The sequence below is a fragment of the Rugamonas sp. genome, from assembly GCF_025354735.1.
In the GTDB taxonomy this organism is placed as follows: domain Bacteria; phylum Pseudomonadota; class Gammaproteobacteria; order Burkholderiales; family Burkholderiaceae_D; genus Rugamonas.
On sequence record NZ_JANXMI010000261.1, the window covers coordinates 14,668 to 31,178 of the forward strand.

General features: G+C 65.8%; 10 protein-coding genes and 1 riboswitch. Of the genes, 6 read left to right on the top strand and 4 right to left on the bottom strand.

Going from position 1 to position 16,511, the window contains the following annotated elements:
• Nucleotides 1–15: 15 nt before the first annotated feature.
• The gene (locus Q0S71_RS21310) at nt 16–417 is read left to right on the top strand and encodes a hypothetical protein (protein WP_296000143.1); all 402 of its coding nucleotides are present in this window, start codon (nt 16–18) and stop codon (nt 415–417) included.
• 34 nt (nt 418–451) lie between these two features.
• Here Q0S71_RS21310 and Q0S71_RS21315 read toward each other — a convergent pair whose 3' ends face one another.
• A complete protein-coding gene (locus Q0S71_RS21315) occupies nt 452–2,338 on the bottom strand; it encodes a methyl-accepting chemotaxis protein (RefSeq protein WP_296000127.1) in 1,887 nt (628 codons plus the stop codon).
• 222 nt (nt 2,339–2,560) lie between these two features.
• Nucleotides 2,561–2,653: riboswitch (Fluoride riboswitch) on the top strand.
• Nucleotides 2,654–2,727: 74 nt separating this feature from the next.
• On the opposite strand from Q0S71_RS21315, the gene Q0S71_RS21320 reads away from it, so the two are divergent.
• Nucleotides 2,728–4,038 carry a voltage-gated chloride channel family protein gene (locus Q0S71_RS21320; RefSeq protein WP_296000129.1) on the top strand — a complete coding sequence of 437 codons (1,311 nt, stop codon included), beginning with the start codon at nt 2,728–2,730 and terminating at the stop codon, nt 4,036–4,038.
• Between the two features lie 98 nt (nt 4,039–4,136).
• Here the strand turns inward: Q0S71_RS21320 and purL are convergent, their stop codons facing one another.
• Complete coding sequence (gene purL / locus Q0S71_RS21325; RefSeq protein ID WP_296000131.1) at nt 4,137–8,195, bottom strand: phosphoribosylformylglycinamidine synthase; 4,059 nt, start codon at nt 8,193–8,195, stop codon at nt 4,137–4,139.
• 343 nt (nt 8,196–8,538) lie between these two features.
• Between purL and Q0S71_RS21330 the strand changes: the two genes are divergently transcribed.
• Nucleotides 8,539–10,176, top strand: a complete 1,638-nt coding sequence (locus Q0S71_RS21330) for a response regulator (protein ID WP_296000133.1) — start codon at nt 8,539–8,541, stop codon at nt 10,174–10,176.
• Between the two features lie 18 nt (nt 10,177–10,194).
• Entirely contained in the window at nt 10,195–11,832 is a 1,638-nt protein-coding gene (locus Q0S71_RS21335) for a tetratricopeptide repeat-containing response regulator (protein ID WP_296000135.1), read from the top strand.
• 45 nt (nt 11,833–11,877) lie between these two features.
• Here the strand turns inward: Q0S71_RS21335 and Q0S71_RS21340 are convergent, their stop codons facing one another.
• Together Q0S71_RS21340 and Q0S71_RS21345 are read right to left on the bottom strand one after the other, a co-directional pair.
• Entirely contained in the window at nt 11,878–13,113 is a 1,236-nt protein-coding gene (locus Q0S71_RS21340; RefSeq protein ID WP_296000137.1) for an MFS transporter, read from the bottom strand.
• Nucleotides 13,114–13,365: 252 nt separating this feature from the next.
• Entirely contained in the window at nt 13,366–13,998 is a 633-nt protein-coding gene (locus Q0S71_RS21345; protein WP_296000138.1) for a heme-binding beta-barrel domain-containing protein, read from the bottom strand.
• Nucleotides 13,999–14,206: 208 nt separating this feature from the next.
• On the opposite strand from Q0S71_RS21345, the gene Q0S71_RS21350 reads away from it, so the two are divergent.
• Together Q0S71_RS21350 and Q0S71_RS21355 are read left to right on the top strand one after the other, a co-directional pair.
• The gene (locus tag Q0S71_RS21350; RefSeq protein WP_296000140.1) at nt 14,207–15,505 is read left to right on the top strand and encodes an NCS2 family permease; all 1,299 of its coding nucleotides are present in this window, start codon (nt 14,207–14,209) and stop codon (nt 15,503–15,505) included.
• 148 nt (nt 15,506–15,653) lie between these two features.
• Nucleotides 15,654–16,259, top strand: coding sequence for a PEP-CTERM sorting domain-containing protein (locus Q0S71_RS21355; protein WP_296000142.1), 606 nt, complete (start codon nt 15,654–15,656; stop codon nt 16,257–16,259).
• Nucleotides 16,260–16,511 lie beyond the last annotated feature (252 nt).

Genomic DNA, 16,511 nt, shown 5'->3' on the forward strand with positions numbered 1-16,511 from the left:
GCCGCCGTGAACACCATGCTGCACGCCGAAGTCCCCCCGCTACGCCAGCCCTGTCCTCCGGGCGCGTGCGACTGCGAGCGCGAGACCTTGCGGGACGCGACCGGCGCCGATGCCCGCATCCTGCAACTGACGCGCAAGGAAGAGATCAAGCTCATCAAACACATCGATAGCATCGATACTTATGAAGGCTTGCAGCGCACCATCAATCGCCTACAGGAGCAACTGGGCGCGACCCTGCGCATCCGGCCCAGCCCGAACGACGCGGTCACGGCCAGGGGTTTGGATATCCAGTTCGACAAGCAGCTGGGCCTCTGCAAAAAGACCCGGGAAGATGTGCCGACGGCCATCCGAAGGTGCATCGGACGGCATGAGGAAATTTTCCTCGCCGTCCTCAAAGAGCATAGCCTGTTCCGCTAAACGATTTATATCGTTTATCCTGTTTGACCGCCGCTCAGAATTTCACGAACTGCGTTTCGTCGACATCGGCAACGGCCATCACGCGCGGATTGCCGCCGTGGCTGTGAGCCGATGATTTCCGCCCGCCGCGCGGCGGCTGTCCGCGACCGCCACCCTGATAAGCGGCCACGCCGGCCAGCTTGAAGAAGGACATCGCGTTTTGCAGCTGCTCGGCCTGGCCGCTCATTTCCTCGGCCGTCGCCGCCAGCTGCTCCGAGCTCGACGCGTTCTGCTGCGTGGTCTGGCTCAGCTGCCCGACGGCGGCGTTGATCTGCCCCACGCCGGCCGACTGTTCTTCCGACGCCGCCGTGATCTCCTGCACCAGGTCCGACGTCTTGCGGATATTCGGCACCATCTGGTCGAGCAGCCGGCCGGCCTTCTCGGCCAGGTCGACGCTGCTGGTGGCCACCTGTTCGATTTCCTGCGCCGCCAGCTGGCTGCGTTCGGCCAGCTTGCGCACCTCGGCCGCGACCACGGCGAAGCCCTTGCCATGTTCGCCGGCGCGGGCCGCCTTGATGGCCGCGTTCAGCGCCAGCAAATTGGTCTGGTAGGCGATGTCGTCGATGATCTGGATTTTCTTGGCGATCTGCTGCATCGCCGCCACCGTCGAGCGCACCGCCTGGCCGCCCTCGACCGCCTCCTTGGCCGCCGTGCTGGCGATGCCGTCGGTGACCTTGGCGTTTTCCGTGTTGGCCGAAATCGACGCCGTCATCTGCTCGATGGAGGCGCTGGTTTCCTCGGCGCCGGCGGCCTGCTCGCTGGCGGCCTGCGACAGCGTCTGCGCGGTGGCGCTGATTTCCTCGGAGGCGCTGGCCAGCGCCTCGGCGCTGCTGTTCACCTCCGTCACCACCTGCGCCAGCTTGGAAACGGTGTTGTTACAGTACTCCTTGAGCTGCGCGAAGGCGCCCTCGTACCGCTTGTCGATGGTCTTGCTCAAGTCGCCGTCCGACATCGCGCCCATCACGCGCACCACGTCACGGATACTGGCGCCGGTGGTGGTGACCAGATTGTTCAGGCCCTCGCCCATCTCCTTCTGGAAGCCCTGCAGGCCGGCCATTTCGATGCGCGCCTCGAAGTCGCCGCGATTGGCAGCGTTGACGACCTTGTGCTGGCCCTCGATCACCTGCTTGAGCGTGGCGATCATGTTTTTCATGGCCGCCAGCAGCTGGCCGGTTTCGTCGGCGGTGGTGGCGCCGATGTCGATATTGAGGTCGCCCCGCGCCAGCGTCTCGGCCACCACCACCGCCTTGCCGATAGGGCGCGTGATGGACATCGTCATGAAGACGCCGGCGGCGATGGTCAACACCACGATCACGGCCAGCGTCTCGATCACGCGGGCCTGCGCTTCCGCGCTCACTTCCGTCATGCGCTGGTCGGCGCGCTTGAGCGATTCGTCGGTTTTTTCCGTCAGGCTGGCCAGCGCCGCCGAGATCACCTTGTCGGCGCCGGCGACGGCCTTATCGAGCTCGATCGGATTCTCGGTCTTGGCGCGCATGGCCACCAGCGTTTCCATGTCGCGCCGGTAGGCGGCCGCGCCGTCGCGCAACTGCGCCATCAATTTGTCTTCGTCCGGCGTGAGGAAACCGGTGGCCTTGTAATCGTCGGCGATGTGTTCGACGGCCGTCATGTCGACGCCGAACTGGCGCCCGTAATCGCCGCCGCGCAGGATGAAGTTCTTGAAGTGGTGGATGCCGGAACTGAGCGCCATGGTGCCGCGGTTGGTGGCGTTGCGCTTGGCCAGCGCATCTTCCTTGATGGTCAGCCACTGTTCCTTCATCGCCGAGGTTTCCTGTATCGCGATCCAGCCCAGCGCCACCGACAGCATCGTCAACAGAAAGAACGCCAACCCGAGCCGGGTGCCAACCTTGAAGTTCGACAGCATAAACGTCTCCCGATGAGTGTACACGTCGCTAAAACTTGTGTTCTATCAATCTATTGAGACGACACTACTGCGATTGACCCCGAATTGAAACAATCGCGTCATCAAAGTGGCAGAAACAACAAACCGCTAAAAAGCGGACCCGCAAACGGTATAAACGATATGGTCCAATCGGCCGCCTTCCCACGGCGTTTGTCGGGCCGGATAAAACTTGGTACTATGGCGCTGCACGACGGAGATGGCATTCCTCCCCGGTGTCGACGCCGACACCCGAACCGCCGCCCGCATTGCCGGGCAGCTGATGATGCCTACAGACCTTCCGGGACATGGAAGCTGTAGGCGCGCGCCACTTGCCGACATGCCCGGGTTTATCCACATCGACAATCCGGCCCATGAAACCATCCCGCCTCCCCGAACAATTCGACCTGCTGCCCTACATGGCCAAGTGGCTGGCGCTCGCCGTCATCGTCGCCATCCTGGCCGGCTCGGCATCGGCCTTCTTCCTGTACGCGCTGGAATGGGCCACCGGCTGGCGCCTCGCCCACCCGGCGATCATCTGGCTGCTGCCGCTGGCCGGCCTGGCCGTCGGCTGGATCTATCTGCGCATCGGCAGCAGCGTCGAAGCGGGCAACAACCTGCTGCTCGACGAAATCCACGATCCGAAAAACGTCATCCCGCTGCGCATGGCGCCACTGGTGCTGGGCGCCACCGTGGTGTCGCACTTGTTCGGCGCCTCGGTCGGGCGCGAAGGCACGGCGGTGCAGATGGGCGCCGCGCTGGCCGACCAGCTGACCCACGTTTTCCGCCTGGCGCGGCGCCAGCGCCGGCTGCTGATCATGGCCGGCATGAGCGCCGGATTCGCGTCGGTGTTCGGCACGCCGCTGGCCGGCGCCATCTTCGGCCTCGAAGTGCTGGCCATCGGCCGCATGCGCTACGACGCCATCCTGCCCTGCTTCGTCGCCGCCATCGTGGCCGACCAGGTGGGGCTGATGTGGGGCGTCCACCACACCCACTACGCGGTGGCGCTGGTGCCGCCCATCGGCGCGCTCAATCTGGCGCTGACGGTGGCGGCGGGCGCGGTCTTCGGCCTCACCGGCGCGCTGTTCGCCAGCGCCACGCACGGGCTGTCGGACCGCATGAAGCGGCACGTGGCCTATGCGCCGCTGCGGCCCTGCATCGGCGGCGCGCTGGTGGCGCTGGCCGTGTGGGCGGTCGGCACCCAGCGCTATGTGGGACTGGGCATACCGGTGATCGTGGAGGCGTTCCAGCAACCGTTGCCGATCTGGGATGCCGTCGGTAAGCTGGGATTCACGGTGGCGTCGCTGGGGACGGGTTTCAAAGGCGGCGAGGTGACGCCGCTGTTCTACATCGGCGCGACGCTCGGCAATGCGCTGGCGCCGCTGCTGCACCTGCCGTTCTCGATGCTGGCGGGGCTGGGATTTGTCGCCGTGTTCGCGGGCGCGGCCAACACGCCGCTGGCGTCGACGGTGATGGCGATGGAATTATTCGGCCCCGAGATCGCGCCGTTCGCGGCGCTGGCGTGCGTGGTCAGTTATCTGTTCAGCGGACATACGGGGATTTACCGCGCGCAGCGCATCGGCCGCGCCAAGCACCGCTATCTGCCGGAGGAAATGCGGCTGGCGGAGGTCGACGCGTATCGGATCGAGCGGCGCGACGAACAAAGGGATCCAGCCTGCGATTGAGGCGCCTTGGCGGTTGACGCAAAAGAGCCGGGCTGACCCGGCTCTTTTTACTTCGCTTCACCGGCGCCGCGGACGCCGGGGTCAGACTCCGTATTACTTTAGCCGACGAACTTGCGCGCGTTGCGGAACATGCGCATCCACGGCGAATCCTCGCCCCACGACTCCGGATGCCAGGACTGCTGCACCGTGCGGAACACGCGCTCGGCGTGCGGCATCATCACCGTGAAGCGGCCGTCGGCCGTGGTCACCGCCGTCAAGCCTTGCGGCGAGCCGTTCGGATTGTACGGGTAGGCTTCCGTGTGCGCGCCGCGATTGTCGACGAAGCGCATCGCCGCGACGGCCGCGCCGATGTCGCCGGTCTGCGTGAAGTCGGCATAGCCTTCGCCGTGCGCGATGGCGATCGCGCTCTGGGTGCCGGCCATCCCCTGGAAGAAGATCGACGGCGAGTCCTGCACTTCCACCATCGCGAAGCGGCCCTCGAATTTTTCCGATTTGTTGGTCGTGAACTTCGGCCACGCCTGCGCGCCCGGGATCATCGACTTCAGATTGCTCATCATCTGGCAGCCATTGCACACGCCCAAACCAAAACTGTCGCCGCGCGCGAAGAAGCGCGCGAACTGCTCGGACAAGGCCGCGTTGAACAAGATGGTCTTGGCCCAGCCTTCGCCGGCGCCCAGCACGTCGCCGTAGGAGAAGCCGCCGACGGCGATCACGCCCTGGAAGTCATCGAGCCTGGCGCGGCCGGCGATCAGGTCGCTCATGTGGACGTCGACGGCGGTGAAGCCCGCCTGGTGCATCACGTAGGCCGTTTCGATGTGCGAGTTGACGCCCTGCTCGCGCAGGATGGCGACGCGCGGCCGCACGCCGGTGGCGATGAACGGCGCGGCGATGTTTTCCGACGGGTCGAAGGTCAGCTTGGGCGTGATGCCGGGATCGGCTTGATCCAGAATGCGATCGTATTCGGCATCGGCGCAAGCGGGGTTGTCGCGCAGGCGCGCGATGCGCCAGCTCGTTTCGCTCCACAGGCGGTGCAGCACCGCGCGCTCCTGCTTGTAGATGCTTTTCGCGTCGCGCGTGAATTCGATCACGCCGCGGTCGTTCGGCTTGCCGATGATATGGCTGCACGCGCCCAGGTTATGCGAACGCAGCACATCCATGACGACGGATTTTTCTTCCGCCGGCACCTGGATGACGGCGCCCAGTTCTTCCGTGAACAGCGCGCGCAGGGTCAGCTCGTTGCGGCGCTCGGAGACCTGGCCGGCCCAGTTCTTGGCGTCGCCATGGTCGGCGCCGTGGCCCGCTTCCATCGCCAGGATATCGAGGTTGACCGACAGGCCGCTGCGGCCGGCGAAGGCCATTTCAACCAGCGTCGCATACAGGCCGCCGTCGGAACGGTCGTGGTAGGCCAGCAGCTTGCCGGCGCCGTTCAACTGCTGGATGGCGGCGAAGAAGGCTTTCAGGTCGTCGGCGCTGTCGACGTCCGGCGCGTCGTTGCCCAGCTGGCCCATGACTTGCGCGAAAGCGGAGGCGCCCATGCGGTTCTTGCCGCGACCGAGGTCGATCAGGATCATGACGGTGTCGCCGGCGTCGGTCTTGATTTGCGGCGTCAGCGATTTGCGCGTGTCGTTCACCGGCGCGAAGGCCGAGACGATCAGCGACACCGGCGAGACCACGGCCTTGCTGTCGTTTTCTTCATCGCGCCAGGTGGTGCGCATCGACAGCGAATCCTTGCCCACCGGGATGCTGATGCCGAGCGCCGGGCACAGTTCCATGCCGACCGCCTTGACGGTGTCGAACAGCGCCGCGTCCTGGCCCGGCTGGCCGCAGGCGGCCATCCAGTTGGCCGACAGCTTGATGTCGGAGATGTCGTTGATGGACGCGGCGGCGATGTTGGTGATCGCCTCGCCGACGGCCATGCGGCCCGAGGCCGGCGCGTTGATGACGGCCAGCGGCGTGCGCTCGCCCATCGCCATCGCTTCGCCCAGATAGCCTTCGAAGCTCATCGACGTGACGGCGCAATCGGCCACCGGCACCTGCCACGGGCCGACCATTTGATCGCGCACGCTCATGCCGCCGACGGTGCGGTCGCCGATGGTGATGAGGAAGGATTTGTCGCCCACGGTCGGCAGCAGCAGCACGCGTTTGGCCGCTTCTTCGAGGGCGATGCCGGTCAGGTCGATGGCCGGGAAGGTGTTGTGCACGTGGTGCACGTCGCGCTGCATCTTCGGCGGTTTGCCGAGCAGGACGTCCATCGGCATGTCGACCGGCTCGTTGCCCAGTTCCGGGTCGATCAGCTTGAGCTGGCGCTCCTCGGTCGCGGTGCCGACGACGGCGAACAGGCAGCGTTCACGTTCGCACATGGCCTTGAAGGCCGCCAGGCTGTCCGGCGCGATCGCCAGCACGTAGCGTTCCTGCGATTCGTTGGACCAGATTTCCTTCGGCGCCATGCCGCTTTCTTCCAGCGGAATTTTGCGCAGGTCGAAGATGGCGCCGCGCTTGGCGTCGTTGGTGATTTCCGGGAAGGCGTTCGACAAGCCGCCGGCGCCGACGTCGTGGATCGAGATGATGGGATTGTTGGCGCCCAGCTGCCAGCAGGCGTTGATGACTTCCTGCGCGCGCCGTTCCATTTCCGGATTGCCGCGCTGGACCGAGTCGAAGTCCAGGTCGGCCGTGTTGGAGCCGGTCGCCATCGACGACGCGGCCGAGCCGCCCATGCCGATGCGCATGCCGGGACCGCCCAATTGCACCAGCAGGCTGCCGACGGGGATGTCGTCCTTGTGGGTGTGCTGGCCGGAGATGTTGCCGATGCCGCCGGCGATCATGATCGGCTTGTGGTAGCCGACCACGGTGTCGTGGGCGCCGGCGAACTGCTTGCCGATGTTTTGTTCGTAGGTGCGGAAGTAGCCACCCAACACCGGCCGGCCGAATTCGTTGCTGAAGGCGGCGCCGCCGAGCGGGCCGTCGATCATGATCTGCAGGGCCGAGGCGATGCGTTCCGGTTTGCCGTAGGCTTTGGCGCCGGCGCCGTCCTCGCGCTGGTCCTGCGGCGCGGTGACGTCGGCCGCGTTTTCCCAGGCCTGCACGGCGCCCGGCAGCATCAGGTTGGAGACGGTGAAGCCGGTCAGGCCGGCCTTCGGCTTGGCGCCGCGGCCGGTCGCGCCCTCGTCGCGGATCTCGCCGCCGGCGCCGGTGGAGGCGCCGGGGAAGGGCGAAATCGCGGTCGGGTGATTGTGCGTTTCGACCTTCATCAGCGTGTGCGTCAGCTCCGTCATCGCCGCGTATTCCTGGCCTTCGCCTTGCGGGAAGAAGCGCGAGACGACGGCGCCTTCCATGATCGACGAGTTGTCGCTGTAGGCGACGATGGTGCCCTTCGGTTGCAGCTGGTGCGTGTTCTTAATCATCTGGAACAGCGACTTGTCCTGCGCCACGCCGTCGATGATCCAGTCGGCGTTGAAGATCTTGTGGCGGCAATGCTCGCTGTTGGCCTGCGCGAACATCATCAGTTCGACGTCGGTCGGGTTGCGGCCGGCCTTGGTGAAGGCGGCGTCGAGATAATCGATTTCGTCGTCCGACATCGCCAGACCCAGATCGGTGTTGGCCTTTTCCAGCGCGGCCTTGCCGGCGCCGAGGACGTCGATGCGTTCCAGCGGACGCGCATCCAGCGTGCGGAACAAGCCGGCCGCTTCGTCCGGATGGCGCAGCACCGATTCGGTCATGCGGTCGTGCAGCAGCGCGGCGACGGCCTGCGCTTCGTCCGCGTTCAATTTCTTCGCCGCGCCTATCCCCGTACCCAGGATGCCGCCTTTGAGGCTGACGCGGAAGGCGATGCCGCGTTCGACGCGCTTGATGTGCGCCATGCCGCAGTTGTGCGCGATGTCGGTGGCCTTCGAGGCCCATGGCGAGATCGTGCCGAAGCGCGGAATGACGAAGAATTCTTCGACCACGCCGTCGGCCTGTTCGGCATGGGCCGGTTCGCCGTAGGTCAGCAGGCCGGCCAGACGGTCGTTGTCGTCCGCCGTGAGCGGCGCGCCGGCGTCGATGAAGTGGACAAAGCGGGCCTGGACTGCGGTGACGGCGGGCAGCACGTTTTGCAGTTGGGTGAGCAGGCGTTGGCTACGGAATGCGGACAGGGCGTTGGAGCCCGGCAGAATCAACATGGTTGGGAGATGGTTGATGCAGCAAGGCTGCGGATTAAAGGTAGATGTGGCACGAATGACGGTCTGGCGAATTCTGGCGATTATTCCTCTGCCGGCATTATACCCTCATCCACAGGCCGTTGAGCGGCCGGCCGCGCCGCCGCCAGCCCGGCTCCAGCGCGCCAAAGTGCCCTGAAAGCAACATTTAGCGGCGTTTTTGCCCTCGTGGCGGTCCCGTCATAGGGAAAAGCCGGCCTTTTCGCGCATTTTTGCCCATGCTTGGAGTATGCTGGCTCAAGATTTTACCGATGCCCGTCGTCAACTATGCGAGATGCCGCGTCCGGCGGCCTGAGAGAGTAGCGCGATGCCCGAATATAGCGACCTGTCGATCCTGATCGTCGATCCCAGCCAGGGGATGCGGGCCAGCTTGCACAATATGCTGACGCAGCTGTCGATCACCCACATCGACCACGCCGTCAATTCCGGCACGGCGATCCGCCAGCTCGATAAAAAATCCTACGACGTCATCCTGTGCGAATACGACCTCGGCGCCGGCGGCAACGACGGCGGCGGCCAGGACGGCCAGCAACTGCTGGAAGACCTGCGCCACCACAAGCTGATCGGCCAGTGGACCATCTTCATCATGATCACGTCCGAAGGCGTGTACAGCAAGGTGATGGGCGCGGCCGAGCTGACGCCGACCGACTACATCCTCAAGCCGTTCACGGTCGACGTGCTGTCGCAGCGCATCGCCCGCGCCGTCGACCGCCGCGCCACCTTCCTGCCGATTTACCAGTTGATCGGCCAGGGCCGCAGCGCCGAGGCGGTCGACGCCTGCGTGGCCGCCTCGGCGGCCCAGCCGCGCTACGGCGCCGACTACCAGCGCCTGCGCGCCGAGCTGCTGCTGAGCCTGGACCGCCCGGCCGACGCCGAGCAAGTCTACCGCGCCCTGCTGGAAAACCGCGACGCCGGCTGGATGCAGCTGGGCGTCGCCAACGCCCTGTTCCAGCAACAGCGCTACGACGACGCCGGCGCCGCGCTCGCGGCCTTGATCGCGGCCAGCCCCAAGCTGATGGCCGCCTACGACCTGCTGGCGCGCACCCACCGGGCGCTCGACCAGCTGGACCAGGCGCGCCAGGTGCTGGAAGACGCCGTCGCGATCTCGCCGAACATGGTGCGCCGCCTGCGCCTGCTGGGCGACGTCGCCTACGCCAGCGGCGACACGGCCGGCGCGGAACGCGCTTACAAACAAGTGGTCGCCAAATCCAAATACTCCGAATTCCGCGACCCGGAAGACCATTTGAATCTGGTCAAGGCGCTGGTCAAGAAGGGCGACGCGGTGCAGATGTCGGCCGTCATCCGCGACCTCGACCGCTCGCTGCGCGGCACGCCCGCCGCCGCCGCGTGCCGCGCCTACGCCAGCGCGATGTTGCACGCGCTGACCGGGAAAACCGAGGCGGCGGCGGCCGAGCTGCGCGCCGCCGTCGCCGCCAGCGCCGAAGCCCAGGACTTGTCGGCGGCGATGCGCCTGTCCATGTTCGAGGCCTGCCTCGAACAGCGGCTCGACGCGCAGGCCGCCACGCTGCTGACGGCGCTGACGGCCGATCCGGCCAGCGGCGTGACGGCCGCCGACGGCGCGCGCCTCTACCGCCAGGCCGGCCGCGAAGACCTGGTGCCGATGCCGGACGAGCGCATCGAAAGGCTGGTCGACGAGCTGGTGAAGCAGGCCGCCATCAAGGCCAGCCAGGGCGACTTGCGGGCGGCCGTGCTCATCATGAACCAGGCGCTGCTCAAGCGGCCGGACAACCCCGGCCTGTGGGCCGCCGCGCTGACGCCGATGCTGCGCCTGCTCGGCGAGGGCGCGTGGGACGAGGCGCTGGCCGGCCGCTGCGCCGCCCTGCTCGCCCGCATGCGCGGCGCCGGCGGCCACCCCTTGCTGGCGGCACTCGGCGCGCAGTACGATGCGCTGCGCGCGCACTACCCGATATCCGATACAGCGTGATTATAGAAGAGCTTAACAATGCCAGAATTCAGTGAACTGTCGGTCCTCATCGTCGACCCCAACGTCAGCATGCGCGCCAGCCTGCAAACCATGCTGACGCAGAACGGCGTGACCCGCATCGACTACGCGGTCAGCTCCGGCACGGCGATCCGCCAGCTCGACAAGAAATCGTTCGACATCATCCTGTGCGAATACGACCTCGGCAGCGGCAGCGGCGACAACGGCCAGGACGGCCAGCAATTGCTGGAAGACCTGCGCCACCATAAGCTCATCACGCAGTGGACCATCTTCATCATGCTGACGTCGGAAGGCGTGTACAGCAAGGTCATCAGCGCGGCCGAGCTGACCCCGACCGACTACGTGCTCAAGCCCTTCACCGTCGACGTGCTGTTGCAGCGCATCACGCGCGCGGTCGAACGGCGCGCCGTGTTCATGCCGGTCTACCAGCTGGTCGGCGGCGGCAGCCTGCGGCGCGCCATCGACACCTGCATCGACTGCGAAACGAGCTATCCGCGCTACGCCATCGAATTCGCGCGCCTGCGCGCCGAAATCCACGTGTCGCTCGACGAGCTTGCCGAGGCGGGACTGATTTATCAAACCGTGCTGATGACGCGGCCCATCGGCTGGGCCCACCTGGGCCTGGCGCGCTGCCACTTCGGCCAGCAGCACTACGCCGAGGCGCAACAGACGCTCGAAGCGCTGGTCGAGCACAATCCCAAATTCATGGCCGCCTACGACTTGCTGGCCCAGACCCACGAAGCCATGGGCCAGACGGTGACGGCGAAAAAAATCCTCGAAGACGCGGTCGCCATTTCGCCGCACATGGTGCGCCGCCTGCGCCACCTGGGCGAGATCGCGTTCGAGACCGGCGACGTCGGCGTCGCCGAACGGGCCTTCAAGCAGGTGGTGGCGAAGGCCAAGTATTCGGAGTTCCGCGACCCGGAAGACCACGTCAACCTGGTCAAGACGCTGGTGAAAAAAGGCGACGCCAACCAGGCCAGCGGCGTGATCCGCGACCTCGAACGCTCACTGCGCGGCAATACCAACACCGAGGCTTGCCGCGCCATCGCCGCCGGCCTGCTGCTGGAATTGACCGGCAACCTGCCCGCCGCCGCCCTCGAGCTGACCACCGCCGTCAACGCCGTCGGCCTGAGCCGCGGCCTGTCGACCGGCCTGAAAGTGGGACTGGTGCACAGCTGCCTGAAAAACAAGCTCGATCAGGAGGCGTCCGACCTGATGATTAACATCATGAACGACAACGACAGCGGCGTTTCGATGGAGGATGCGGTCGACGTGTTTGAAAAAGCCGGCCGCCACGACCTGGCCCAGGGCGTGGGCGACCAGATCACGCGCCAGGTCGAGGAATACATCAGCGAGGCGGCCGAGAAGAGCGACCACGGCGACCTGCGCGCGGCCGTGATGACGCTCAACAGCGCGCTGCGCAAGGCGCCGGCCAATATGGCGCTGCTGCCGGAGGCGGCGTCGACGATGTTGCGCCAGCTCGACGAACTGGGCTGGGAAGCGCCGCTGGCCGAGCAATGCCACTTCGTGCTCGAACGGATACGCCGCATCGACCCGCAACATCCGACGCTGGAGACGCTGTCGGCGCAATACTTCGCCACCCAGCGCAAATACGGCATCTCGACGACGGCGTGATGGCGCGTGTCTGACGGCCGCGCCGGCGCTTGGTGAAGCGCCGCTTTAAGCCCTGTGGCGCACCGGCACGGCGACCGTGACGACCGTGCCGCGCCGTTCGACGGCGACCGAGATGCCCAGCACGACGATGCCGCCCAAGGCCAGCAAGGCGCCGACCCAGCCGGTCGAGCGCAGGCCCAGGCCCATCGAGATGGCCATGCCGCCGGCCCAGGCGCCGAGCGCGTTGGCGATATTGAAGGACGAGTGGTTGAGCGCGGCGGCCACGGTTTGCGCGTCGCCGGCCACGTCCATCAGCCGCGTCTGCACGGCCGGCACCACGGCGATGCCGGCGCCGAGCGCGAACATATTGATCGCCACCGCCCACACGTTGACACAGGTGAACGAGAACGCGGTCAGCGCCACGGCGTTCCAGATCAGCATGCCGAAGATGGTCCACAGCCGCGAGCGGTCGGCCAGCCAGCCGCCGACGACGTTGCCGATGGTCATGCCCACGCCGATCAGGGCCAGCAGCAGCGACACCACCCACGGCGACACGTGCGTAATTTCCAGCAGCGTCGGCGTGACATAGGTGTAGACCGAGAACAGGCCGCCGAAGCCGATCGCCACCATCAGCAGCGTCAGCCACACTTGCAGGCGGGTGAACACGCCCAGCTCGCGCATCGGGCTCGAATCGCCGGCCGCCACTTTCGGCACGAAGATGCGCACCATCAGCATGGTCAGCAAGCCGACGGCGCCGACGGCCAGGAAGGCCGAGCGCCAGCCCAGTCCCTGCCCCAGCCACGTCGCCACCGGCACGCCGATGATGTTTGCCACGGTCAGCCCCAGCATGACGCGCGAGACGGCCTGGCCGCGCTTGTCCGGGTCCGCCATCGACGCCGCCACCAGCGCCGCGACGCCGAAATAGGCGCCGTGCGGGATGCCGGCCAGGAAGCGCGCCGCCACCAGCATGCCGTAGTTGGGCGCCAGCGCGGCCATCAAATTGCCCAGCGAGAACATCAGCATCAGGCCCACCAGCAGCAGCCGGCGCGGCATGCGCGCGAAGAAAATGGTCAGCAGCGGCGCGCCGATCACCACGCCGAGCGCGTAGGCGCTAATCATGTGGCCCATATTGGGCAGCGAGGTGTGCAAATCGTTGGCGACGATGGGCAGGATGCTCATCGAGGCGAATTCGCCGGTGCCGATGGCCAGTCCGCCTATGGCCAGCGCCAGGTCGGCCAGGCCGGCACCATAGGGCGCGGTGATGCGGGGAATCGGGGCATTACTGTCGAGAGCGCTGTGCATGATGTGAAGATGGCAAAGATGTGGCGAAGATTTGCGCGGTGCACAAATCGTAACGATATAAAAAAGTTGGGGTGTTGCGGGGACTGCAAGGGCGGCGGCCCGGCCGGGAGAGTCAGGCCGGCTTGCCTCAATTGTACGTCATGCTGCAACGCAGCGTGCGGCCTCGTCCGACGCGGCCGCCGTCCGGAGTGCGCGCGCCGAGGCGCGCGGCTCACTTTTGCTCACGTTTTCTCACTTGCCGCCGGCTTGCCGTCAGCGCGCCATGGGGTTCGGCGTCGGCTCCGCGACCTTGGACAGTTCGTTGCGGTCGATGTGGTGGAAGGGCTCGTCCTCCTTGCCGCGCAACAGCATCACGGTATCCTCGTCATAGCCCCAGGTGCCGTCGGGATGGAAGCGGACGTTGATGCGGAACTCGGTCGTCTTGAAGCCGTATTCGAGGAAGGGATTGGAGCAGATGCCGTAGGTGGTCGAATCGCGCGTGGCCACCAGCTCGAAGCTGTCGGCATCCGGCGCGACGATGCCGGACGCCATCGCGATCTGGCCGCGCGGGATCGCCAGCGTCTGGATCACGGTGTGGGTGGCCGGCTCCCACAGGAAATAGCCGACCTGCTCGTGATAGGTCTTGGCCTGGTCCGGCTTCTGGATCAGGATCAGGTAGCGCAGGCCGTAGAACAGCTGCGGGCCATTGGTCACCGGGTCGATCGGTTGCAGCTCGATGCGCTCGACGTAGGCCTGCTTGCGCGCGCCGTCCACCTTGGGCTTGATGTCGAGGCCGCGCGTGCCTTCCCAGATGCCGGCCATGCGCGTCAGCGGTCCCAGGTTGTTCAGCGTGTGCACGTCGACATCGGACGGTTCGGTGTAGATATCTTGGGAAAATTCGCTCATGCCGCTTCCAGTGGGGTGAAAAGAAAAATTGTATGCCATCGCCGCCGCCACGGCTACGTCAACTATGGCTGGCAGGAAATTTTGTATCGATTTGATGCAGCCGGCCGGGCCGCCTTGCCACGCCGCGCCATGTTATGCTTTTGGCTACCCGCGCCGCCGGCGCCGCCACCGCTAAACCACTACCATCAGCCACCCGACGGAGCAACGCGTGCCGATACTCGATTCGTATTTCAAACTCAGCGCCCACCAGACCAACGTCCGCACCGAAGTGGTGGCCGGCGTCACCACCTTCCTGACGATGGCCTACATCCTCTTCGTCAACCCCGCCATCCTTGGCGACGCCGGCATGCCGCGCGACGCCGTCTTCGTCGCCACCTGCCTGGCGGCGGCGCTGGGCACGCTCATCATGGGCCTGTACGCCAACTACCCGATCGCGATGGCGCCCGGCATGGGCCTGAACGCCTACTTCGCCTACACCGTGGTGCTGGGCATGCACGTGCCGTGGCAGGCGGCGCTGGGCGCCGTGTTCATTTCCGGCTGCCTGTTCATTTTGGTGAGCGTGTTCAGGCTGCGCGAGCACATCGTCAACGGCATCCCGCCGTCGCTGCGCACCGCCATCACGGTCGGCATCGGCCTGTTTCTGGCGCTGATCGCGCTTAAAGGCTCCGGCATCGTCGTCGCCAGCCCGGCCACGCTGGTGCAACTGGGCGACCTGCACCGGCCGCCTGCCGTCATGGCCATCGCCGGCTTTTTGCTCATCGTCGCGCTCGACCGGCTGCGCGTGCAGGGCGCGATCCTGATCGGCATCGTCGCCGTGACGGTGCTGAGCCTGTTCTTCGGCGACAACGCGCTGCACGGCGTGGTGTCGGCCCCGCCGTCCATCGCGCCGACGCTGTTCCAGTTCGACGTCAAGGGCGCGCTGTCGACCGGCATCGTCAACGTGGTGCTGGTGTTCTTCCTGGTCGAACTGTTCGACGCCACCGGCACGCTGATGGGCGTGGCCAGCCGCGCCGGCCTGCTGGTCGACGGCAAGATGACGCGGCTGAACCGGGCCCTGCTGGCCGACAGCTGCGCCATCGTCGCCGGTTCGATGCTGGGCACGTCGAGCACCACGGCGTATATCGAAAGCGCGTCCGGCGTGCAGGCCGGCGGGCGCACCGGGTTGACGGCCGTGGTGGTCGGGCTGCTGTTCCTGGCCAGCCTGTTCATCGCGCCGCTGGCCGCCGTCGTGCCCGCCTACGCCACCGCGCCGGCGCTGCTGTTCGTGGCCTGTCTGATGCTGCGCGAGCTGACCGAGGTCGACTGGTCCGACAGCACCGAGAGCGTGCCGGCCGCGATCACGGCGCTGATGGTGCCGTTCACGTATTCGATCGCCAACGGCATCGCCTGCGGCTTCATCACCTACGCCGCGCTCAAGCTGCTGACCGGCCGCGCCCGGCAAGTGCGGCCCATCGTGTGGGTCATCGCGGCGCTGTTCTTGTTCAAATACATTTATCTAAAAGCTTAAGCGCGGATTCGAGCGTGCGCGACTGTCGCGCCCATGCAAAAAGTTGCTCGAAAGTGAGAGAAATTTCTGGTGAGTACCGTTAATCGACGATAGAATGAAGTTGACTCAATGAAATTAATATTGTCATTAAATAATTAACGGGAATCCAATGAAAAATCTGATCTTGGCACTGGGCGTGACCGCCCTGCTCTCCGGCAACGCTTTCGCGGCCGACGAACTGATCGTCAACGGCAGCTTCGAAGCGCCGGCGCTAGCCAACGGCACCTGGTCGAACTACGACAGCATCACCGGCTGGACCGGCATCGACCACGGCATCGAAGTGCGCAACAACGTCGAAGGCAGCACGCCGTTCGGCGTCAATTTCGTCGAGCTGGACACCAGCCAGAACAGCGGCATGTACCAGAACGTCGCCACCTCCTACGGCCAAAAGTACACGCTGAGCTTCGACTTTTCGGACCGTCCGCGCGTCGCCCTCGATTCGCAGGGCCTGGACGTGTACTGGGGTGTGAGCAAGGTCGGCCATGTCGACAATGCCAGCGGCTGGACCCAGTTCACCGTATCCGACCTGGTTGGCGCCGCCGGCAGCACCAAGCTGTCGTTCTACGCCACCGGCACCAGCGACGGCCTCGGCACCTCGCTCGACAACGTTTCGCTGACGGCCGCCGTGCCGGAGCCGGAAACCTACGGCATGATGCTGGCGGGCCTGGGCTTGCTGGGCCTCGTCGCCCGTCGCAAGGGCGCGAACAAGGCTTAAACCAGGTTCGGTGCTTTTGGACCGATGAAAAGGGTGGCGCGGCACAGTCCGCGCCACCCTTTTGCTTTGTGCGGCCGAACTCGTTTCAATAATTGAACTTCAGCTCGGTGAACAAGGTCCGCTGCGGGAAGGGGTGATACAGGAAGTAGTTGCGGTTGTTCAGGTTGTCGACGCCGGCGGCCGCGCTCCACTGGCGGCTGATCTGATAGTGCACGCGCACGTCGGCCACCACGAAGCTGTCGAAGCCGGTGT